19 protein-coding genes and 1 pseudogene are annotated in these 21239 nt (G+C 63.3%); 11 read left to right on the top strand and 9 right to left on the bottom strand.

Annotation, left to right across the window (positions count from 1 at the left end):
- The 3 genes from D3H54_RS27635 to D3H54_RS27625 all read right to left on the bottom strand — a co-directional run bounded on the left by D3H54_RS27635 (position 1) and on the right by D3H54_RS27625 (position 3299).
- On the bottom strand, positions 1-876 hold the full coding sequence (locus D3H54_RS27635) for an ABC transporter permease (RefSeq protein ID WP_432246436.1): 876 nt from the start codon (positions 874-876) through the stop codon (positions 1-3).
- A complete protein-coding gene (locus tag D3H54_RS27630; protein WP_432246435.1) occupies positions 873-1559 on the bottom strand; it encodes an MlaE family ABC transporter permease in 687 nt (228 codons plus the stop codon). Before D3H54_RS27630 ends, D3H54_RS27635 begins: the two co-directional genes overlap by 4 nt.
- 1332 nt (positions 1560-2891) lie before the next feature.
- The gene (locus tag D3H54_RS27625) at positions 2892-3299 is read right to left on the bottom strand and encodes a hypothetical protein (protein ID WP_149382898.1); all 408 of its coding nucleotides are present in this window, start codon (positions 3297-3299) and stop codon (positions 2892-2894) included.
- Between the two features lie 472 nt (positions 3300-3771).
- Between D3H54_RS27625 and D3H54_RS27620 the strand changes: the two genes are divergently transcribed.
- Entirely contained in the window at positions 3772-4371 is a 600-nt protein-coding gene (locus D3H54_RS27620; RefSeq protein WP_210419612.1) for an Rv1363c family protein, read from the top strand.
- Entirely contained in the window at positions 4368-4970 is a 603-nt protein-coding gene (locus D3H54_RS27615; protein WP_149382897.1) for an Rv1363c family protein, read from the top strand. Before D3H54_RS27620 ends, D3H54_RS27615 begins: the two co-directional genes overlap by 4 nt.
- 87 nt (positions 4971-5057) lie before the next feature.
- Here D3H54_RS27615 and D3H54_RS27610 read toward each other — a convergent pair whose 3' ends face one another.
- The 5 genes from D3H54_RS27610 to D3H54_RS27590 form a co-directional block, all read right to left on the bottom strand.
- Positions 5058-5543 (bottom strand): CAP domain-containing protein, encoded by a 486-nt coding sequence (locus D3H54_RS27610; protein WP_286199026.1) that lies wholly within the window; start codon positions 5541-5543, stop codon positions 5058-5060.
- Positions 5544-5555: 12 nt separating this feature from the next.
- Positions 5556-5924, bottom strand: a complete 369-nt coding sequence (locus D3H54_RS27605) for a DUF732 domain-containing protein (protein ID WP_149382896.1) — start codon at positions 5922-5924, stop codon at positions 5556-5558.
- A 246-nt stretch (positions 5925-6170) separates the two neighbouring features.
- Positions 6171-7400: a CaiB/BaiF CoA transferase family protein gene (locus tag D3H54_RS27600; protein ID WP_149382895.1), complete on the bottom strand. Its 1230-nt coding sequence runs from the start codon at positions 7398-7400 to the stop codon at positions 6171-6173.
- A gap of 69 nt (positions 7401-7469) precedes the next feature.
- Positions 7470-8255, bottom strand: coding sequence for a FadR/GntR family transcriptional regulator (locus tag D3H54_RS27595; protein ID WP_149382894.1), 786 nt, complete (start codon positions 8253-8255; stop codon positions 7470-7472).
- 78 nt (positions 8256-8333) lie between these two features.
- Positions 8334-9329: an LLM class flavin-dependent oxidoreductase gene (locus D3H54_RS27590; protein ID WP_149382893.1), complete on the bottom strand. Its 996-nt coding sequence runs from the start codon at positions 9327-9329 to the stop codon at positions 8334-8336.
- A gap of 147 nt (positions 9330-9476) precedes the next feature.
- Between D3H54_RS27590 and D3H54_RS27585 the strand changes: the two genes are divergently transcribed.
- Together D3H54_RS27585 and D3H54_RS27580 are read left to right on the top strand one after the other, a co-directional pair.
- Positions 9477-10490, top strand: coding sequence for a Rieske 2Fe-2S domain-containing protein (locus tag D3H54_RS27585; protein ID WP_149382892.1), 1014 nt, complete (start codon positions 9477-9479; stop codon positions 10488-10490).
- The gene (locus D3H54_RS27580; protein WP_149382891.1) at positions 10483-11097 is read left to right on the top strand and encodes a TetR/AcrR family transcriptional regulator; all 615 of its coding nucleotides are present in this window, start codon (positions 10483-10485) and stop codon (positions 11095-11097) included. The genes D3H54_RS27585 and D3H54_RS27580 overlap by 8 nt, the downstream gene beginning before the upstream one ends.
- A 538-nt stretch (positions 11098-11635) precedes the next feature.
- Here D3H54_RS27580 and D3H54_RS27575 read toward each other — a convergent pair.
- Positions 11636-12145 carry a CAP domain-containing protein gene (locus D3H54_RS27575; RefSeq protein WP_149382890.1) on the bottom strand — a complete coding sequence of 170 codons (510 nt, stop codon included), beginning with the start codon at positions 12143-12145 and terminating at the stop codon, positions 11636-11638.
- Positions 12146-13443: 1298 nt separating this feature from the next.
- Here D3H54_RS27575 and D3H54_RS27570 point away from each other — a divergent pair.
- The 7 genes and pseudogenes from D3H54_RS27570 (at position 13444) to D3H54_RS27540 (ending at position 21238) form a co-directional block, all read left to right on the top strand.
- Positions 13444-14154 (top strand): MlaE family ABC transporter permease, encoded by a 711-nt coding sequence (locus tag D3H54_RS27570; RefSeq protein WP_149383783.1) that lies wholly within the window; start codon positions 13444-13446, stop codon positions 14152-14154.
- A complete protein-coding gene (locus D3H54_RS27565) occupies positions 14151-15005 on the top strand; it encodes an ABC transporter permease (RefSeq protein WP_149382889.1) in 855 nt (284 codons plus the stop codon). The genes D3H54_RS27570 and D3H54_RS27565 overlap by 4 nt, the downstream gene beginning before the upstream one ends.
- A 56-nt stretch (positions 15006-15061) precedes the next feature.
- Positions 15062-16330, top strand: a complete 1269-nt coding sequence (locus D3H54_RS27560; protein ID WP_286199025.1) for an MCE family protein — start codon at positions 15062-15064, stop codon at positions 16328-16330.
- Between the two features lie 28 nt (positions 16331-16358).
- A complete protein-coding gene (locus D3H54_RS27555) occupies positions 16359-17387 on the top strand; it encodes an MCE family protein (RefSeq protein WP_149382887.1) in 1029 nt (342 codons plus the stop codon).
- Positions 17384-18763 carry an MCE family protein gene (locus D3H54_RS27550; protein ID WP_149382886.1) on the top strand — a complete coding sequence of 460 codons (1380 nt, stop codon included), beginning with the start codon at positions 17384-17386 and terminating at the stop codon, positions 18761-18763. The genes D3H54_RS27555 and D3H54_RS27550 overlap by 4 nt, the downstream gene beginning before the upstream one ends.
- Positions 18760-20096 (top strand): annotated as a pseudogene (locus D3H54_RS27545) (MCE family protein). Before D3H54_RS27550 ends, D3H54_RS27545 begins: the two are co-directional and overlap by 4 nt.
- Positions 20096-21238 (top strand): MCE family protein, encoded by a 1143-nt coding sequence (locus D3H54_RS27540; RefSeq protein ID WP_149383782.1) that lies wholly within the window; start codon positions 20096-20098, stop codon positions 21236-21238. The pseudogene D3H54_RS27545 and the gene D3H54_RS27540 overlap by 1 nt, the downstream one beginning before the upstream one ends.
- The last annotated feature ends 1 nt before the right edge of the window (position 21239 follow it).

Genomic DNA, 21239 nt, shown 5'->3' with positions numbered 1-21239 from the left:
CTAACCCGACAGGTGGAAGTTACCGGACTGGCCGTAGACAGCCAGCGAGACGAACAGCGTGACGAAAACCGTAGCGACCAAGGAGGTTCGGACTGCGCGCCCGACGGCGTCGCCGACGCCGGCGGGCCCACCGGTGGCGGTGAAGCCGTAGTAGGTGTGCACCAGCATGACAACGATGGCGATGAAGATTGCCTGCAGAAATGACCAGATCAGATCAGTCGGGTTGAGGAACGTGTTGAAGTAGTGGTCGTAGACGCCGGTGGACTGCCCATAGATGTAGGTGGTGCCGAACCGGGTGGCGACGAAGGCCATGATGACTGCAACGCAGTAGAGCGGGATGACGACCAACACTCCGGCCAAGACCCGGGTCGATGCAAGATAGGCGACCGACCGCACGCCCATCACTTCCAGCGCATCGATCTCCTCGCTGATCCGCATGGCACCCAGTTGGGCGGTGGCGCCAGCTCCGATGGTCGCAGCCAGACCGATTCCGGCGACCAGTGGCGACACCAGCCGCACGTTGAGGAACGCCGACGTGAAGCCGGCGAGCGCCTCGACTCCGATTTGCGCGAGCTGGTTGTACGACTGCACCGCGATGAGCGAGCCGGCGGACAAGGTCAAGAAAGCGACGATCACCACGGTGCCGCCGATCAGGGCCAACGCACCGACACCCAGACTCATCTGGGCGATCTGCCGGACAACTTCGACCTTGTAGTGCACAACGGCGTCGCCGATGCCGCGGACGGTCCAACCGTAGAACTGGGTCTGCTCACCGACGCGGCTCCAGGCTTTGGATACCGACGCGTAGTACCGGCGTAGGCGCGGATGCAGAGTGCTGACCGCGCTCGCGGGCGCTGGGAGTGGTGGTTGTGTCACGAGGTGATCCTGACCGCGACGGCGGTGGCGATGACGTTGATGACGAACAGGGCCATGAAGGTGAACACCACGGTTTCGTTGACCGCGTTACCCACGCCCTGGGGGCCGCCGCCGACCGAAATGCCCTTGTAGCAGGCGATGAGGCCGGCGACCAGACCGAAGATCGCCGCTTTGGCGAGGTTTACGACGACATCGGTCCCGCCGACCAGCAGCGTCAGTCCGGATGCGAACGCGCCGGGGGTGACGTTCTGGAAGAACACCGCGAAAAAGAAGCTGCCGACGATGCCGACCATGGTCACGAGCGAGGTCAACATGACGGCGACCAGGGTGGCGGCCAGGACGCGGGGTACCACTAACGCCTGCACCGGGTCGATGCCCAGCACCCGCATGGCGTCGAGCTCTTCGCGGATGGTGCGGGCTCCTAGATCGGCGCACATCGCGGTGGCGCCGGCGCCCGAGATCACCAGCACGGTGACGAGCGGGCCGATCTGGGTGACGGCGCCGAGTGCGGCACCGGTTCCGGAGAAGTCGGCGGCGCCAAGCTCGACGAGGAGGATGTTGATGATGAACACGGTCAGGACTGTGAACGGGATCGATAACAACAGTGTCGGTGCGATGGACACCCGGGCCACGAACCACGTCTGGAGCAGGAACTCCCGCCACGCGAAGGGCGGCTTGAACATCAGTACGAAGGTGTCGAGGGTCGTGGCGAAGAAGTCGCCGAGCGCACGCAGAGGCTTAGCGGCGTTTCCTGTCGTTACCAACCTCGTCGCACCTCCTGGTTCTCATAGGTTTGCATGCCTCGCGATTGCCTCCGCGTAACTCACCGGACTGATGTCCGAATAACTGTGGTTCAGCTCGCATGTCGTCGCGGGGAACCGTACACCAGAATTTTCGGCTGTACCAATATTTTGCCGAACGAACTGCGTTTCATCGGTCATCGCGGCAGGGCTGCAGTCCAAGTTTGCCCGATACGGGCTGGGGCGAACGCCTCCCAACTGTGTTTCCGAGCCCGCCACCGCACGAGCTTGACTGTCGCCGCGTTGCTTACGGTGCTCGCCGCCCGCCATGGTCGCGATCATCGGTGCAGCTAGAGCGACTGGAAGTTCGGGGACGACCCCTGACACCCAGGCCGCGTCAGCCCGGTGGCGTCGAGGGTGCCGCGAGTGGAGTCGCGCCGACTCAGAACAGCCGACGCAGTTGCTACTCGTGATCAGATCCTTCCGGCAGCCCCTCCGTCCGCTTTGCTGACCGAATAACGCATTGCTTGGATAATCGCATCAATATTCTGCTGTTGGGATCCCCGAATTCCATTCTTCGCGCGACTCGGAAAATGCCAGTGGTGTAGGTCCGGTAAATATTTTTTTCCCGGCTCTCTATTCATCGAAAGCGATGCCGAAGGGTGCAATTTGCAGCCCTTCTCCAGGGGCTTCACGTGGACGATCGCCACGGCCGTCCCGGCCATCGCATGCTCGGCGGCCGCCGGTTCGCCAGCATCGGTGCTGCGTAGGGTGCTGCGGCGGATCCCGCACGCGACGCGGTCCGGTGTGCGTCTGTCAGGGCACGCCTGCGCTTCTGGCAGCCCGGTGCCTCCCCGGTCGGGCGGCCCAATAACCAGCCACTAAATCGCCGCGATTCGCCAGCGTTTCCAGTAGATAAATATATACCTATTTAACTAGTTCGACGATGCTTTATGGTGAAGCCGCTACACCGCTCGACAGCCGTGTTGTTGTTCGAGTATGCGGATTCGACTTTGCAGCGTTGCTCGCGATGAGGTTTCTCGCCCCCCGAGCGATCCGCACCCGGCGGCTGCCTGCCCGACCGTGGGAAATACTGCACGGTTGAGTGGCACCCCGGCGCCAGGTCGGTGGGCGTCAGACTCCGGGAACTCAGCTGCGGCAGTTCCCGAACCTGCAGATCTCCCTAGCCGAGGGCGGGATCGGTTCGGCGCCCAATAGCTCGAACGAGCGGACGATGTCGACTTGCGTCCTGCTGATGTGTATGCCGACGCCGGCTCAAAGGTTGGCGTTCACCGTTCCGAGGTCGCGGCAGTCGGCGTGCTCGAACACCCCCCAGCACCCTTTGCCCTGTGCGGTAAAGGTGCCGTTGAGGCCGGTGGTGACGTACACCTGAGCTGTCGACCAAGCCGGGCTTCTGTTGCATTGCTGAGAACCCGCGGGGGTGTTGATGCACACGACCGCATCCGTGGCCTCGGCCAGACCCGTGCACTTGACGGCCCGAACCGTCGCAGTCACGGCAACGGTGCCATTCGTGCCGGGAAGCGTAGTGCGTTGCGGCGCAGTCAGTTCGAATGAACAGCTCGGCTCGTCGGCGATCGCGCTGGGAGCACCGACCGAGAGCACCAGTACTGGGCTGGCGACGGCGGCCGCGGCTATAAGGAGGCTAGGCAGCTGTGTGGACATGGCAAGCGTGCCTTTCTTGAAGGCGGCTCGTTTCCGGAATCCGGCGTGAGCCAGCATGACTGTCAGAGTGTCACATCCGCGTCTGGTGCGGGCTAGATGACGAAAACATAGACGGAACACCAGCTGCGCGCATGTCGTCGGCGGACATGTTGGCACCCACCGGTCGTCGAGTTCCCGACGATCTGGCAGCCGCCACTCGGCAGAAACTCTTGCCGCGGACTCGTCGGCCCTCACCGGAGGATTTCGGATCTCCTCCTGTCGGCGGGTTCGGCGCGCAATCGGCAAATGCTAAATAGATGTATGTTTTACTGTATCACTGGGGTGAACCCATCGAGCTCCACGCAGCCGTGTTGCGGCCGATCGAACTCTGCCGCAGTGCCAGACGCCGGGTCCGTCGCGCGAGCTGGCGGGCCTGCGTGAACGGGCCAAGATGGACGTGGCGGTGACTCCGGATCGAAGCAGAGGAAGAATTATGGTTGACGTGGAAGCCCCGCCCGAGGATGAGGCCGTTACGGCTGATGAAGCCGAGCCGACGCCCGAGGAGATCGAGGAAGTCGAGGACACTCCGCCGGCCTCGAAGCCCGCACGTTCGCACGTACGTCTGGCTCTGATCGTCGGGATCGTCGTGGTGGTTGCCCTTGGCGGGTTGACCGGATGGCTCGGCTACCGCGCCTATGACGTCAGGAAGACAAACCAGCTGCAAGACCTTCTCGTCGGGGTCGGCAGGCAGGGCGCCATCAACCTGACCACTATCGACGCCGCCGAGGTCGACAAGGACGTGCAGCGCATCCTCGACTCGGCGACCGACCAGTTTTACGACGACTTCACCAAGCGGTCCCAGCCGTTCATCGAGGTGGTCAAACAGGCGCAGTCCAAATCCGTCGGCACGGTCACCGAAGCCGGACTCGAGTCGATGTCCGGTGGTGAAGGTCAAGTGTTGGTAGCCGTTACCGTGGTGACCTCGAATCGCGGTGCGGAGAACCAGCAGCCGCGGTCCTGGCGGATGCGCCTTACGGTCAAGAAGACCGGCAACGACGAAGCGAAGGTCTCGAAAGTGGAGTTCGTACCGTGACGGCTGACGACGAGAAACCAGACCCAGAAGTGATCGACGCCGAGCCCACCGCGGTCGAACTCACCGACACCGAATCCGACACCCCCGCCGCAGCCGAGACCGCACCGAAGAAGAAGTTCAGCGTCGCCGGGGCAGTGGCCTTCGGTGTGCTGCCCATCGTGGCGCTGCTGCTCGCGGCGGCGGCCGGCTATCTGCGATGGGAGGATTCGTCGCGCCGGGACGCCACCACCGCGGCCAACGAATCGGTCCAGGCCGCAAAGGATTCCACCGTCGCGCTGCTGAGTTACAAGCCCGACACCGCCGACAAGGACCTCGGCGCGGCACGCGACCGGCTGACCGGAAGCTTCCTGGACGCCTACACCCAGCTGATCAACAACGTCGTCATCCCCGGCGCCAAGGAGAAGAAGATCTCCGCCCAGGCCGCGGTGCCCGCCGCGGCGTCGGTCTCGGCCAAACCCGATCATGCGGTGGTGCTGCTGTTCGTCGACCAGACCGTCGTCGTCGGCACCGATGCGCCCACACAGACCGCATCCAGTGTTCGGGTGACCATGGAGAAAATTCACGACCACTGGCTGATCTCGGGATTCGATCCCATCTGAGCTATCGTGCGGGCCCAGAGGGCAATTCAGCGGCCGCTGAGGGCAGCCCGATTTGGTGGAGGCACGCGGTGTTGCGTTCGGGCCGGGTCAGGCGGGCTGGCCGTACACCGCTACCAGCACTGAGCGGTCGAGGCTGTTGACCGACCAGACGCCGATCGCGGTGTTGGCGCAGTTCGACATGATCGCGAAGGCGGCGGGGTCGTAGTACCACTGGTTGATGACATCGAGGTTGTTGATCGCCAGTGCGGGGTTGATAGCCACCGTCTGGGTGACCGTTCCCGTGAAACCGGCTGCAGCCGCGCGGCTCTGCGGCGTGGAGCCGTCGGAGCCCAGGTCGCCGTCGAGGGTGCGGTTGGTGAGAACATCGTTGGCGTGCCACTCGGCGGCCTGCGTCAGTGCCGGGTTCTTCTTAATGTCGGTGGTGCACCCCGCCTGGTGTTGAACGGTGTAGACGTTGGTGACCACACTGTTGTTGAGGCGGGTGTTGTCGGCGTGCGCGGCTGGTGCGCTGGCGACGGTCAGTACGGTGGCCGCACCTGCGACAAGAGTGAATTGAATACCTCTCGATGCCAACGTCTTTCCTAACTATGCGGCTGGGACGTAACCTGCGGCGGACTGCCGTAGCTGCCAGATCGCGGCGGGACAGAGCTCTTCAGCGGCCTGGCTGATCAGATACGACGCCTGGAATTCGTCGCTGGTGTTGAAGTCGGCTTTGATGGTGTTGACCAGCTGGCCGTACCTCACGCCGGAATTGATCTGATCGCAGAGGCCATGCCCGTAGGCCAGAGCGGTGTCGGCATTGGGGAAGTTGTAGCCGGGCCGGACTGTGACGTTGACCAGATAGCCGATGTCATCGGCGTGCGCCGGCTGAGCGGCGGCGAATACGCCCACGGTGCCCAATGCTGCGACGGCACCGGCGATCAGCAGACGAGGTGCAGCGATCAGACTTGCCATGTTCTGTCCCAACGTTGACCGAAGCAGACCGGAAACTACCGGTATCCCATGCAAATCTACATCGAATCACCGAGCTAGGGGCACGGATTTCGGTGATCGTCGCGCGCACCAATTCTACTAATGATGTTGTGAGACGCAAACTATGGTCGCATGCTACCCCACACGGCGTGATCGGTGAGAGCCATGCGACAGAGCATCTGGACGTTGCTCTGTCGAAGCAGGTCGACGGCAGGCACCGTGTCGAGGTCAGGTGATGGCCCCGGCGATTTTGAGTTCGATGAGTCGGTCGTCGTCGACCCCGAGTTCGCGTAACACGTCGTCGGTGTGCTCGGCAAACTGTGGGGCCCGGACCAAGTCGGCGGGGTCGTCGTCGAACTTGATGGGGCTGGCCACCAGTCGCTGCGAATTACCCTCTGCATCAACGATAGTCGCGATCCTGCCGTTTGCGGTCAGGGCCTCGTCGCGGGCAAGGTCCCAGGCGTCTTGGACCGGCGCCCACTGGCCAGAGCCGGTGCTCAGCAGGGCCTTGCATTCGGTGAAGCTGAGCCTACCGATGGCGTCGTGCACGAGGCCGTATGCGATATCGGCGTGCTCGGCCATCGCCGCCAGTGATCCGAACCGGGGATCCTCGGCGTACTCGTCGAGTCCCAGCAGCCGACAGAATTCCGGCCAGTATCGGGTGGGTTGCAGCATGGAGAGTTGGATGAATCTGCCGTCCGCGGTGCGGTATGCACCGGTCAATGGATTGCCTGGTGCCTGGGTTCGGCGCTCCACCTTGGGCAACGGCCCGCCCATCAGCATGGCCATGTTGACGCTGAACTGGGTGGCCCAGGCGCCCACCGCGAGCAGTGACACGTCGAGCACCGACGGTTCCCCGGTCACGTGGCGCCCGTAGAGGGCCGCGCCTACGCCGCCCGCGATGGTCATGCCGCCGATGTTGTCCCCGTAGGCGCCGGCGGGCATGAACGCCGACTGATCGGCGTCGGCTGGATTGAGCCCGTCGGCGCTGCCGCCACGGGCCCAGAACGCGGTGGCGTCGTAGGCACCCGCGTCGCGGTCGCGCCCGTTCATGCCGAAGCCGCTGCCTGCCACATAAATAACGTCCGGGTTGACTTTACGGACATCGTCGACGTCGATGCTGAGTTTTTTTCTGGCCGACGGCAAATAGTTGGTGAGGAACACGTCGCATCGCCTGATGAGTTCGTCGAACACCGGGCGAGAGTCGGCGTTGTCGAGAGCCAATCCGACACTTCGCTTGCCGCGATTTGGTGCCTCCATGATCGGGGCGAAAGAGGACCCAGGCTTGCTTGCGGCCGCGCCGAGCACTTTGACCAGTCCGCGTTGAGCATCGCCGGTGACCGGATGCTCGATCTTGATCACCTCGGCACCCCAGTCGGCGAGCACTGCGCCCGCCGAAGGCACATAGGTGAACTGAGCTACCTCCAGAACCCGAACCCCGTTGAGCGGCTTGCGCATCAGATACCTGCTTCCTTGCTTGCCCTCATGTTTGGTCTGCGCCTCGGGTGATCACCATGAACAGACGACTCAGTACAGGATGTCGCGGACCTCGGTCTGTTCATAACCCTTGAGCAGTGCCGCGCTCGAATTCTGCATGTGTCTGCGCCAATGCGATTCGGCCTCAGTGCCATTGCGCTCAGAGACCAGACTCACCAACCGTTCGTAGGATCGGATCAGCTTGTTGTACTGGACCTTTGGGACCACGTTCTGCTCGCTGAGGATGGCGGCGCTGGTGTGCCGCTCTGAAATCTCATGCAGCATGCCGGCGATCATGGCCAGTGTGGCGTTGCCCGACAGTTCGACCAACCGGCGGTGCAGTTCGGCGGATGCCCGAGCCAGCGTCCCTGACTCTCGCACCAAGGGGATCTGCTCGACCAACTGCCGAAGTTGCGCATGGGCGGCTCGCGTGCCCTGCTCGGCAAGTAGACGGGCGGCGTACGGTTCGATGCCGACCCGGGCGGTCATCACGTCGGCGAGTGTCGTCCCCGAGATGGCCAGCAGCAAGGCGGCGGGCCGCGCGACCACTTCCGGCCCGGGCACGCGCACCTTGGCCCCGGTTCGGGAACCACGCCTGACTTCGACCAGCCGCTCGGACTCCAGGACGCGCACGGCCTCGCGCAACGTTGGCCGGCTCACGTGAAAGTGGGCCATGAGGTCCGCTTCGTACGGCAGGAAGTCGCCGTCCTTGAGTTGTCCGTCGACGATCATCTTCCGCAAGGTTTGTGCCACGAGTTCTGCGGTCTTTGGTGACCTCACGGCACCTGACGTCGCTTGCGGTGCGATCATTGGCGCGAGTGATTCCTGACGGGCCACCGCGACCTCCTGATTCGTTGAGTTGTAACACTCAGTAAACCACGTCTGAGCCGTCATTTGGTGGACGCATGCTGCCGGTCAGTGCGATTCTGACATCAGTCGGATGGCGGCGGCGGCGTAGCGCGCGCCTCGCTTGCGCCCGACCAGAAAGCTCGGCGACGAGGTGAACGCGAGGTGGGGCAATCGTGTGCGGGCCGCGAGCATTTCGCGTGCCTGCGCAGTAGTCCCACACAACGCGATCGACCACAGCATCTCGTCGGTGACATGATCGGCGATCGTCTCGGGCCGGCCGCTACGGAATGCGGCTCGGATCCTCGCGACTTCGTCGTGCCAGCCGTGCAGGTCGACCAACGAATCATAGGTGCGCACAGTCAGATAGAAGGCGATCTGCAGCTTCGCATCCTGGATGGCGCGCGCGGGATCATCATCATCGATTGCGGTGATCAACCAGCCCCAGCGCCGCAGTTCGGCAGGATCACGGCCACTGGCTCCGGCGCCCAGCGTCAGGGCGGGCTCCACCGACTCCGCCCACCACCGATCGGTGAACAACCCGTGGCCGAGCACACCGTCCGCGACCTGTCCCGCCGTGCGCGTCATGACTTTGTTGAAGGCCCCGATCAGGATGGGCACGTCGAGTCGGCCGAAGACAGGTGCGCGAATGTCGGCATCGATGTTGTAGAACTCGCCTTGGTAGCGAATCGATTCGCCATTCTCGGCGTGCAGGAAGGCCTGGATGACGCGGATCAATTCGGCCATCCGCGCGGCGGGATGCGCCGCGTCGATGCCGAACCAGTCCCGGTTCATGCGCGACGTGCCCGCCCCCAGGCCGAGGAAGACCCGGCCCGACGATGCCTTGGATAGATGACGAACGGCCGCGGCGTGCACGAACGGCGATCGAGCGAACGCGTAGGCAATGCCAGGGCCCACCAGTGCCGACGACGTGTTGTGTGCCATCTCGGTGGTGGTCACGTACGCGCTCAGATCGGCGAATTCGCCTGCGCAGAAGGCTTTGGCGCCGGCTGTTTCAGCCTGCGCCGCCAGTTCCGGCCCGGGCCACGGCAGTCCCCAGTCCATTGATCCTCACAATTCGTGTGCGACATCGCTTACTTAGTGAACCACGCCACCTTACGCGCGCAGACATGGAGAGCAAAGCCGCTTTTCGACACCAGTGTCGAAAACGAGTACGGTGATGGCACAGTCCCGCCCCGAAAGGACATGTTGATGAAGACGACAGGTTTGCCAAGCATGGCTCCCACCGGGTGGTTTCAAGTCGCCTGGAGTGCCGACGTCGCGGTCGGGGACGTCGTACCGAAGCACTACTTCGGACGCGACCTTGTTCTCTTTCGGGAATTGAACGGTGACGTCAAGGTGCTCGATGCGCATTGCCAGCATCTCGGTGCCAGCCTTGCCCACGGCGGTTGCGTCGTCGATGAGGGGATCCAGTGTCCGTTTCACGGCTGGGTCTGGAACGGTGAGGGCCGCAACGTCGCCATCCCGTACCAGGACCGGCCCAATCGGGGGCGCCGGGTGCGCTCGTACCGGGTGACCGAACTCAACGACTCCATCTACATGTGGCACGACGCCGAGTCACGGCCGCCTATGTGGGAGGTGCCCAACGCCTTCGAGGCACTGGGCCCGCACGTCCGCGAGAGGACCTTTCACCCCTTTGGCACCGAGTGCCGGACTCGCTTCGACAGCGTGAAGGTACATCCCCAGGTGATCGCCGAGAATGCGGTGGATCCCCATCACTTCCGGTTCGTCCACAAGACTCCGATGAGTCCGGTCGTCTTGCGCGAGCACACCGACGAATCGACGTGGTCGGCCAAGGTCGGCTTCGGCCGACGCTGGGCCGACGTTGTCGACCGCGCCGACGACACGATGAACACGATCGAGATCTACTGGTCCGGCATCGGGCTCAGCTTCAACGGCGAGCACATGCGCGACGGCATCCGCGTCATCTCGATATGCGCGACTCCCGTCGACGACACCACATCCGACATCTTCGCCGGCTACTGGATCAGCGCGGAGGACGGCGCCGAGCCGGATAGCTTCCAGGCGCGGTTGGAGTCGGCGAAACTGGCTCTGCCCGACGACATTCAGATCTGGGAGCACCAGCTCTATCTCGAACCCCCTGGGCTGGCGACCTCGGAGGCGGCGGGCTTTCGCGCCCTGCGGCGTTGGGCGAGTACGTTTTATCCCGAGTCCGTGGCGCCGCCGGTCTCGCAACGTGTCTGACCGGTCGTCGGCAGGCGTCGTCCGCAAGTCTGACCGCACTCGCGAGTCGATTCTGGACGCTGCCCGGATCGCGTTCGCGCGCAAGGGCTTCTCCGGTGTGACGATCCGCGACATCACCGATCTCGCGGCCGTGAACCGTGCGGGTTTCTACTACTACTTCGCAGACAAGACCGAGCTCTTCGTTGAGTTGGGCACGCAGACCTACCGGCAGGTGCTCGAGGTTGCCGAAGCGTTCGGAGAGCTCGACGCTCCGCCGTCGCGCCACCAGCTCGAGATGTGGGTCGAGCGCTATTTCGATTATCTCGACCGCAGCGGCGCCTTCGTCATCCGTTCCGCCGACGACATGCCCACTGATCCGAAGTTCCGTGCGCGCGTCACCCGCTCGCATCGCCGAACCGCCGCCGCCCTGGGCGCTGGGGCAGGTATCGCCAAGGTGGCGGTCACGCCACTCCGCGTGGATCCCGCTGCCAGCGGGCTCGCCGTTATGGCGATGCTCGAGCGGTCCTGGTTGATGGTGAGCCACAACGAGATCGCGTCGGTCGACCGGACGGCCGTCCTCGCGGCGGCCACCGAGCTGTTGTGGCGGACCGTGAACGCCCAGCCATGAGACGCGCTCAGCGTTTTGCCCCTGGGTGCCGCCGGACAAATAGTTAAACAGTTCGCTATCCCGGTGACGGCCGCGGGCGTTACCATTCAGCGATGATCCGAAGAGCGTCGGGCATTCTCTTGGCCTGCCTAGGCGTGCTGATCGGCTTGCCGGGACCGAGTGGAACCGCGTGGGCCGACGACTTGAACTGTTCGTTCGGACTCTCCGCGCCGCGACTTGTCGAAGACCCGGCAACGGGGACCAAGGCGACTGCGACCATCCGTGCGACGGGTTGTACGGGTCCCGCTCAGCCGATGAATGCCACTGTGTGCCTTGCCTCCGCCGGAAGTCAGGGCAGATGCGCCAGCGCATACGGCTGGGGTTCGGCAGAGGTGTTCTTCGACCCACCCCAATCGACAGCCACGTACACGGCCTCCGGAGTGGGTTGCGTGCGCTACGGAGATCCGGCCAGGACGGTCTGCAACCCGGTTGGGCCCGTGACTGCGACGCTGAGCCGCTGATTCCGCGATTGGGATTGGTCAGGTGACCCCCGGCCGGGTCAGGGAATGACGGGTTGGCCGTACACCGCGACCACCACGGTGCGGTCCAGACTGTTTTCGGACCACACTCCGATGGCGGTGTTACCGCAATCCTGCATGGTCGCGCGAGAAGCGGGGTCAGACCACCACTGCTGCAAAACTTCGATGTCGCTGATGGCCAGCGCGGGATTGATGGCCACTGTCTCTGCGACCTTGCCGACGAAACCCTGACCGTTTGCCCTGTCCAGTGGTGTAGATCCGTCGGAACCTATGTCTCCGTTGAGGTCCCGGTTTGCTAGTACATCGAGCGTATGAATGCGTGCTGCCTCGACGAGCCGGTTGTCCAGCCGAGGATCGGTCTTACAACCGTTGCGCTGCTGTGCGGTGTAGATGTCGATGAAGATGCTTCGGAGCTGCCGGGAGTTATCGGCGTGCGCCGATGGCGCGTCGAGCACCGGGTTGGCGAGCAGCACCACCGCGAGCGCCACGACCGCCCTGTGGGGAGCCTTCGTCACGCGATATCCACTCATTCGTGTCTCCTGCAGTCCCGGACCACCACTCGCCGTGAGCTTACGTCAGCAATGCTCGCCTCAGGTCCGAAACTGATCGACGAGAGCCGGTTCGGGCACCCCGCTCGACTCGTCGGACCGCCGGCCGCGATCTACCGAAATCGTGCGCAACGCTTCATGTATGGCACCATTACGCCATCCGGACAGCGTCCGGCAAAAAGCCCGGGCGCGAACTCTCTAAATCGTTATATAGATATATTTATCAGTATTTCGAGCGGCGGTCCCTGGGCGGCCGCTCAGCGATTGTCAGCCCCAGGATCAATTGCACAACGGGGCGCCGACTCGCAGACCGAAATTCCGAGCGACGCACCGCTGGGGGCATCACTTTTGGCGACTGACGTCCGACAACCCGCGCCATTGCTTGATGCGAGCCCGAAATGGCCACCCGGTGTTCTCAATGGCGGCACCGAGCGTGTCCACCGGCGGCCAGGGCGCAAGAGAGCGGTATCAGCGCTGCGTCCTTTCGCCGCGAAACCACTGGTCGAGCCCGATTCCTCGCCGCCTGCCGGCGATCGGACGGGGTGTCTGAGCGCGCGGCCGGATCGAGGCGGCTGCCGCCGGCAAGTCACCCCTGTCTCGCCGTCGGGGGTCGAAATGATCCGATCGATCCGCGCGACAACGACAATTCAATGGCCGGTGTTTGTAAAATTATTGTAGCATCGGCGGTAGTGCACGGGAGTGCCGCCACACGGCTTCTGATTCTGACGCGCATACGCACGGTTTCCAATTGCAGGCATTCAAATCGATATTCGGCGCATGGCCGCTAACGATATAGACCTGCCGCTACGGCAAATTGAAATAAGTAGAGGACTCGCGGTGGCGAATAGTCGCTGCGCCTCCGGCGGCGCGTACGACGGACCGCTTGTGCCCCGCAGAAGCCGCGGCCAGGAACGGTGGCCTAACGGCTCGGTGTTGGATAAAAGGCCATGTCGCGACGCTTGGCAGCGGGTATCCGGGGCTGATCTCTGAGACAAGTATGACCGGCGTGTCGCAAGGCGGGGAGCTTCGTAACCCCGTCGGCCTATTTTCGCGTCAGCAAAATTACACCGGTGTTGACAACGGCCTTGCAATTTTCGAAAACTGTGATGTAGCGTTCACCGACACCGGTCGAGAGATCGGGATCACACCTTGGCGTCGCGCCGCGTGACAAGGAGGAATTTAGGGTTTATGGGTCCGACGGAAATGCGCGGGGATAACCGGCGGTGACCGCCACTTCGGCCCTTGCGAAACCAGTTCGCGAGGTGGGCAGCTTTTTCGCCATGTCGCTGGACACCTTCGTGGCTATGGTCCGGCCGCCGTTCGCGTGGCGCGAGTTCCTGTACCAGTGCTGGTTTGTGGCGCGGGTGTCGCTATTCCCCGTGATCGCGCTGTCGATCCCGTTCAACATGCTGACGATCTTCTTCCTCAACATCCTGTTGGGCGAGATCGGCGCGTCCGACGCCTCCGGCGGAGCCACCTCCTTGGCGGTGATCGTCAACACCGGTCCGATCATCGCGGTGCTGGTGGTCGCCGGCGCGGGGGCGACAGCGATGTGCGCCGATCTTGGTGCGCGGACGATCCGCGAAGAACTCGACGCCATGCGAGTGATCGGCATCAACCCGATCCAGGCGTTGGTGGTCCCGCGTGTCCTAGCCGCGACCCTCGTCTCGTTTCTTCTGGTGTCGATTGTGTCGCTCGTCGCCATCGTCTCGTGCTTCGTGTTCTCCGTCTACGTACAGCACGTCACCCCAGGGGCATTCGCCTCGGGTTTGACGCTCATCATCGGTACCAGTGACGTGGTGGTGTGCCTCCTCAAAGGCGCGGTGTTCGGCGTGGCGGCGGGTCTGATCGCCTGCTACAAGGGCGTCACGGTAGGTGGCGGCCCGCAGGGCGTGGGCAACGCGGTCAATGAAACCGTGGTTTACGCGGCGGTGGTGCTCTTCATCATCGATGTGCTCCTCACAGCGGCGAGTTTCAAGGGGTTGCAATGAGTTACAACGTCGCCCGCTACCCACTGCCGCAAGTCAGACGCGCCGCAGCATCGTTCGCGGCGGGTTGGAACCGAATCGGTGACCAGACAGCGTTTTACGTCAAGTCGATTGGAAGCTGCCGCGACGCAGTGCGGTATTACAAGGGGGAGATCGCCCGCTTGGTCGCCCAAATGAGTTTGGGTGTAGGCGCATTGGCGGTGATCGGCGGCACCGTGGTGATCATCATCTTGCTGACCGGGTCTGTCGGAGGCCTGGTCGCTATCCAGGGATACACGTCACTGGGAAGCATCGGAGTCGAGGCGTTGACCGGGTTTTTCTCGGCCTACGTTCAAGTCCGGTTCTCCACGCCGGCGATCGCGGCTATCGGGCTGGCGGTGACCGTCGGCGCCGGTTCTACCGCGCAGCTGGGTGCGATGCGGATCAATGAGGAAATCGACGCACTCGAAGTGATGGCTGTCAGGGCGATCGCCTACGTGGTGTCGACTCGGCTGATCGCCGGGGTGATCGTGGTCATTCCGTTGTTCTGTATGGCGACTATCACGGCGACCGCCTTCACCCGGTTTCTGGTCATCTTCGTCTACGGGCAGTCCAGCGGCGTCTACGACCACTACTTCAATACCTTCCTGCAGCCATTTGACATCTTCGCGTCGTTCCTGGAGGCCGTCGTCATGGGGCTGGTGATCATGCTCGTGCACACCTATTACGGCTTCAATGCATCGGGTGGTCCGGCCGGTGTAGGTGAGGCGGTGGGGCGCGCGGTGCGTGCTTCGCTGGTAGCAGCGGTGTCCGTCGCATTGGTCATAGCGCTCGCGACGTATGGCGAGTCCGGCAACTTCCACTTGTCCGGATAGCTTCGATGCCGACGAGAGACCGTGTCCTAGGGCTACATCCGGCGTGGTGGACGACCATGCTCATTCTGCTGATCGTCGGGGTGATGGTCTTCACCGCGGGCATGTTCACGCGATCGTTTCGCTCCTCCATTCCGGTGACGATCACAGCGCAGCGGGCGGGCTTGATCCTGGAGACCAACGCGAAAGTGAAGTTTCGCGGCATCGAAGTGGGACGGGTCAGCGGTGTCGCCGGGGGTACGCCGGTCAGCCTCAAAGTCGACATCTACTCGGATCAAACGTCATACATCCCCGCCAACGTCAAGGCGCAAATCATGGCGCCGACCGCGTTCGGACCGAAGTTTGTGGATCTCGTTGCCCCCGACGATGCCAGTGCCAAGCACCTTGCCGCGGGCGCGGTCGTGCCGGCAACTACCGTGAGCACCGAAGTGAACACCATCTTCGAGAACCTCGTAGGGGTGCTGAACCAGGTCGACCCGGCCAAGCTCAACGCCATATTGAGCGCCTTGGGGGAGGGGTTGCGCGGTCAGGGCCCGGCCCTCGGACAGGCAGTCACCGATGCCAATGAGGTACTCGGGGCCATCAACCCGCGCAGTGAAGCGATCCGCCAGGATTGGCGTTCGCTCAAGTCCTTCAGCGACACGTATGGCGCTGCCGCGCCCGACATCCTGGCCACTCTGAATGCCATCGATACCACCGGGGCGACCATCACCAGTCACGCGGGGGCGCTGGATGCCCTGCTGCTGAACGCGATTGGCTTGTCGAACAGCGGGATTGACGTGTTGGCTCCGAGTAAAGACAACTTGATACGGGCGGTGAATGTCCTCGAGCCGACCACGAATCTGCTCCTGAAGTACAACCCCGAGTACACGTGTCTGCTCACGGGCGCGAAGTGGGGCTTGGACAACGGGTTTTACACAGCCGCCGGCGGCAACGGCAAGTCGGTGATTCTCGACGTCGGCATCCTGCTGGGCAACGATCCGTATGTATATCCTGACAACCTGCCCATCGTCGCCGCCAAAAATGGCCCCGGGGGCAAACCGGGCTGCGGCTCATTGCCCGACGCGTCGAAGAACTTCCCAGTCCGCCAATTGGTTACCAACACCGGCTGGGGCACCGGCACGGACATCCGCGGCAACGTCGGCTTGGGTCATCCGTGCTACGCCAACTTCTTCCCCGTCACCCGCGCCGTCCCCAATCCGCCGAGCATCCGGTGCCAGGGGCCACCGTCTCCAGATAACCCGTGGCCACCGCCGGGACCGCTGCCTGCCGAGCTGACCGGACCCGCCCCAGGGCCGCCGCCGCCGGGCCCTCCGCCGGCACCGTGAACCGAATCGACGACAGAGGGCATGACCTTTGAAAATCTCACTTGGAGGCGTGGTTTGGCGCCTGGCTGTGTTCGGCGTGGTATGTGTGTTCGCGATCGTCGCGCTGTTCGCCGTTTTCGCACAGCTGCGCGTTGACACCACGGCCAACTACAACGCAACCTTCAACAACGTCTCCGGGTTGAAGATCGGAGACTTTGTCCGCGTGGCCGGAGTCGAGGTCGGGAAGGTCAAGAACCTCGTGATCCAGGACGACTCCACCGTCCACGTCGAATTCAGCGCAAGCTCTTCGGTGCTGCTGACGGCAGGGACAAAGGTCGTCGTCCGGTACGAGAACCTGGTCGGTGACCGGTACCTGGCTCTGTTGGAGGGTCCCGGAGACGTCAGGAGACTCCAACCGGGACAGACAATTCCGATCTCCAACACGCTGCCTGCCCTCGATCTGGACGCCCTCATCGGCGGGTTGCGCCCGCTGTTCCGCGCGCTGAATCCAGAGCAGGTCAACTCGTTGACGGGTGAGCTCATCCAGGCTCTTCAGGGGCAGGGTGCGACCATCAAATCGATTCTGGCGCAGACGGCTTCGCTGACAGATACGTTGGCCAACCGCGACCAGCTGATCGGGCAGGTGATAGACAATCTAAATTCCGTGCTGGGATCACTGGGAGATCAGAGCAAGCAGTTCGACAAGGCGGTGGATTCCGTTTCGCAGTTGGTGCGGGGTCTTGCCGCCCACAAGGACGACATCAGCGGTGCGCTCGGAAATGCCAACGCGGCCGCCGGAACCATCGCTGATCTGTTGTCACAGGCTCGCCCTCCACTGCAGGAGACCGTTCGCCAGCTCGACCGCGTCGCCTCGATTGTCGTCAGCGACCACGACTACGTCGATAACTTGCTGAACAAGCTTCCGGACAAGTATCAACTTCTGGCCAGGCAAGGACTTTACGGCGACTTCTTCAACTTCTATCTGTGCGATGCGGTTCTCAAGATGAACGGCAAGGGCGGCGAACCGGTGTACATCAAGGTTGCCGGCCAAGACACCGGGCGGTGCGCGCCGAAATGAAGACGTTCTCCGAACGCAACCCATACATCATCGGCGGCATCGGCATCGCTGTCGTCCTGGGTCTTGTCGCGCTCCTCCTCAGTTTTCACCAGTTGCCCTTCGTCTCCGACACCAAGGAGTACTCCGGCTACTTCGCCGAGGCAGGTGGGCTCAAAGGCGGTGAGGGCGTGCAGGTCTCGGGCCTGAGGGTCGGCGAGGTGTCAGGTATCACGCTGGACGGGAACCGTGTCCTGGTCAAGTTCAAGATTGACCGCAACGTACGGCTGGGAGACCGCACGGAAGCGGCGATCAAGACCAGAACCGTGCTGGGCTCGAAATACCTCGAGGTGACCCCGCGCGGCAACGGCTCTCTGAACCAGACCATTCCGCTGGACCGCACGCGTTCGCCGTACCAACTGACCGACGCCCTCGGCGACCTGTCCAAGACCATCAAGGGGTTGAACACCGATCAGCTCTCGAACTCGCTGTCGACGCTGGCTCAAACCTTCCAAGACACCCCTCCGGACCTGAAGATCGCGGTGTCGGGCATCGAGCGCATCTCGCAGACGCTCAACAATCGCGACGAGCAATTGCGCAACCTGCTCGCGAACGCCAACGAGGCGACGAAGGTGCTCGGCGACCGCAGCGATCAAATCGCGGGTCTGATTACCGACGCCAACGCCCTGCTCGGCGAGCTGCAGACGCAGGACGCGGCTCTCGATCAGATCGCAGGCAACATCTCGGCACTGAGTCATCAGCTGGCCGGTGTCATCAAGGAGAACCGCGACACGCTGCGGCCCGCCCTGGACAAACTGAACGGTGTTCTCGCGATCGTGAACAACCGCAAGGATCGCGTGCAGAAATCCATCAAGCTGCTCAACGCCTATGCACTGGGTCTGGGTGAATCCGTGGCTTCCGGGCCATTTTTCAAGGCATATCTGGTCAATCTCTTCCCAGGCCAGTTCGTCCAACCGTTTATCGATGCGGCGTTTTCCGACCTGGGCGTCGATCCCAACACCCTGTTGCCGTCCCAGCGTAGCGACCCCCAAATCGGTCAGCCCGGGACACCCGCACTGCCGGTGCCCTACCCGCGCACCGGGCAGGGCGGCGAGCCGAAAATGACCCTCCCGGATGCGATCACCGGCAAGCCGGGTGATCAGGGGTGTGGTCCGCCGGGTCTGCCGCTGCCCGGACCGACCGGTTGTTACCCGTATCGGGAACCGCCTCCCGCATCACCTCGCGGCGGACCGCCGCCAGGGCCGCCGGCGCTGCCCGCGCCGGGGTATGCCTCCACACCGACACCGCCGCTGCCCATTTATCAGTCGGCGCCCGGTGAGGCTGCGCCGGCGGGTCCTGCGCCCGGGCCGACGCAACCGCCAGCTGAGGGGCCACGATGAGGTTCGCACGTCTGTCCAAGGTCGGTATTGCCACCGTCGTCGCGCTGTGCCTGGTGGCGGGTCTTGTCCTCGTGCTTCAGCTACGCAACGTCGCGAGCCGGGTCAACGTCGTCGCTTACTTCGACAACAGCGACGGGATCTATGTGGGTGACGACGTCATAATTCTCGGCGTCCCGGTCGGCAAGATCGAGAAGATCGAACCGCAGCCGGAACGCGCGAAGATCACCTTCTGGTATGACGCCAAGTACAAGGTGCCCGCCGACGCGCAGGCCGCGATCATCTCGCCGGCGGTCGTGACCCCGCGTGCGATACAGCTGCTGCCCGCATACAACGGCGGTGCCGCTCTCTCGGACCACGCGGTAATTCCGTTGGAGCGCACCGCTGTACCGGTCGAATATGACGACCTGCGCCAGCAGCTGGAAAAGCTGACGCAGACTTTGCAGCCCACTCAGCCAGGCGGCGTAAGCACCCTTGGCGCATTCATCAACACGGCCGCCGACAACCTGCGCGGGCAGGGCGGAGACATTCGGGAAGCCCTGATCCGGATATCGAAGGTTTTCTCGACGCTGGGCGACCACAGCGATGACATCTTTGGCACCGTCAAAAGCCTGGCGGCTCTGGTGTCGGCGCTGAAGGACAGCAGTGCACTGCTCGGCCAACTCAACGGGAACCTCGCTGCGGTAACAGGTTTACTGGCCAACGATCCCAACGAGGTCGGAAACGCAGTCAAGGACCTCAACGATGTAGTTGGTGACGTTGCCAGCTTTGTGCGGGACAACCGCGACTCCCTCGGCACGACGTCCGACAAACTCGGGCAGCTGTCCACCACGCTGGTGGAGAGCCTCGATGACCTCAAGCAGACGCTGCACGTAGCGCCGACCGCGTTGCAGAACTTCTTGAACATCTACGAACCGGCGAACGCCGCGTTCACCGGGGCCTTGGCGCTCAACAACTTCTCCAACCCGATCTCATTCATCTGTGGGGCAATTCAGGCGGCGTCCCGGATGGGTAACGAACAGTCGGCCAAACTATGCGCCCAATATCTGGCGCCCATCGTCAAGAATCGGCAATACAACACCTTGCCGTTGGGTGAAAACTTCTTCGTGGGCGCACAAGCCCGGCCCAACGAGATCACCTATAGCGAAGACTTTCTCCGACCCACCTACGGCCCGAACGCGTTGCCGCCGCCACCCGCCGAGGCCCCCCGCCGCCGCCCGCCGGGCCGCCCCCGACGCCGGCTGACGGATCGCCGGTGTACCCGGCGGAAGCGAAGCCGACGGATCCGGCGGCGGGGCTGCCCGGAATGATGACGCCCCAGGGCGGGGGATCGTGATGCGCCCGAAGGGGGTTCGTGCGCTTTCGGCGACCGTCGCGGTGGCGCTGGCCATGGCCGGCTTGACCGGTTGCGGCAGTTGGCGCGGCGCCAACTCATTGCCGCTGCCTGGCACCGCGGGGGGTGGTCCCGGCTCCTACACAATTCAAGTCCAGCTACCAGAAGTGCAGAATCTACAGCGCAACGCCCGGGTGCGAGTCAACGACGTCAACGTCGGCAATGTCACCGCGATCGACCTTCAGGGCTGGCACGCATTGGTGACCATCCAGTTAGCCGGCGACGTCGACCTGCCCGCCAACGCGACAGCGAAGCTCGGTCAGACGAGCCTGCTGGGTTCGCTGCACGTCGAGCTTGCGCCCCCGGCCGACGTACCCGCCCAGGGCAAGCTGCACGAGGGGTCGGTGATCCCATTGTCGTCGGCCGGCGCCTATCCCAGCACCGAGCAGACATTGGCTGCGGCGTCGCTCTTGCTCAACGGCGGGGGCGTGGGCCAACTGCAGGACATCATCGCCACGCTGAGCACAGCGTTCGGCGGCCGGGGCGAAGACTTGCGAAGCCTGATAGGACAGGTGGACAAATTCGTCGGATACCTCAACGACCAAACCGGCGACATCATCGACGCAACGGACAGGCTCAACAGCCTGGTCGGCCACTTCGCCGCCCAGAAACCAGTGCTCGACAAGACACTTCGCGTGCTTCCCGATGCTCTGGAGGTGCTCAACCAGCAACGGGACCACCTCACCGAAGCCCTCACCCAACTCGGCAAGCTCAGCGAGTTGGCCGCTCATTCGGTCAGTCAAACAAAAGAAAGCCTCGTCAAGATTCTCAAAGAGCTGGGACCGGTGCTTAATTCGCTAGCCAACGCAGGTCCCGCCCTGACGCGTTCACTGAGCCTGCTCGCGACATTCCCGTGGCCCAACGAAACACTGGAGAACTGGGTGCGCGGCGATTACGCAAACCTGACCGCGGTCATCGATCTCACATTGAGCCGGATCGACCAGGGGATATTCACCGGTACCCGATTCGAGGGCAATTTGACCAAACTCGAGATCCAGTGGGGACGCACGATCGGGCAGCTGCCCAGCCCCTACACCGCCGGGAACCCGCTGACTCTGCCTTATCACCTCGATCAGGGGCCTTAGC

It is taken from the genome of Mycobacterium sp. ELW1, assembly GCF_008329905.1.
Classification (GTDB): Bacteria; Actinomycetota; Actinomycetes; order Mycobacteriales; family Mycobacteriaceae; genus Mycobacterium.
Note: the sequence above shows the minus strand (reverse complement) of the source record. Positions and strands in the feature narration are given on the sequence as shown.

Excerpts from the sequence above, each read along its gene's own strand:
- D3H54_RS27570 (WP_149383783.1), top strand. The coding sequence starts at position 13,444 with ATGTCGCTGGACACCTTCGTGGCTATGGTCCGGCCGCCGTTCGCGTGG.
- D3H54_RS27625 (WP_149382898.1), bottom strand. The coding sequence starts at position 3,299 with ATGTCCACACAGCTGCCTAGCCTCCTTATAGCCGCGGCCGCCGTCGCC.
- D3H54_RS27585 (WP_149382892.1), top strand. The coding sequence starts at position 9,477 with ATGAAGACGACAGGTTTGCCAAGCATGGCTCCCACCGGGTGGTTTCAA.
- D3H54_RS27560 (WP_286199025.1), top strand. The coding sequence starts at position 15,062 with ATGCTCATTCTGCTGATCGTCGGGGTGATGGTCTTCACCGCGGGCATG.
- D3H54_RS27575 (WP_149382890.1), bottom strand. The coding sequence starts at position 12,145 with ATGAGTGGATATCGCGTGACGAAGGCTCCCCACAGGGCGGTCGTGGCG.
- D3H54_RS27620 (WP_210419612.1), top strand. The coding sequence starts at position 3,772 with ATGGTTGACGTGGAAGCCCCGCCCGAGGATGAGGCCGTTACGGCTGAT.
- D3H54_RS27605 (WP_149382896.1), bottom strand. The coding sequence starts at position 5,924 with ATGGCAAGTCTGATCGCTGCACCTCGTCTGCTGATCGCCGGTGCCGTC.
- D3H54_RS27630 (WP_432246435.1), bottom strand. The coding sequence starts at position 1,559 with ATGTTCAAGCCGCCCTTCGCGTGGCGGGAGTTCCTGCTCCAGACGTGG.
- D3H54_RS27590 (WP_149382893.1), bottom strand. The coding sequence starts at position 9,329 with ATGGACTGGGGACTGCCGTGGCCCGGGCCGGAACTGGCGGCGCAGGCT.
- D3H54_RS27540 (WP_149383782.1), top strand. The coding sequence starts at position 20,096 with ATGCGCCCGAAGGGGGTTCGTGCGCTTTCGGCGACCGTCGCGGTGGCG.
- D3H54_RS27550 (WP_149382886.1), top strand. The coding sequence starts at position 17,384 with ATGAAGACGTTCTCCGAACGCAACCCATACATCATCGGCGGCATCGGC.
- D3H54_RS27600 (WP_149382895.1), bottom strand. The coding sequence starts at position 7,400 with ATGCGCAAGCCGCTCAACGGGGTTCGGGTTCTGGAGGTAGCTCAGTTC.
- D3H54_RS27565 (WP_149382889.1), top strand. The coding sequence starts at position 14,151 with ATGAGTTACAACGTCGCCCGCTACCCACTGCCGCAAGTCAGACGCGCC.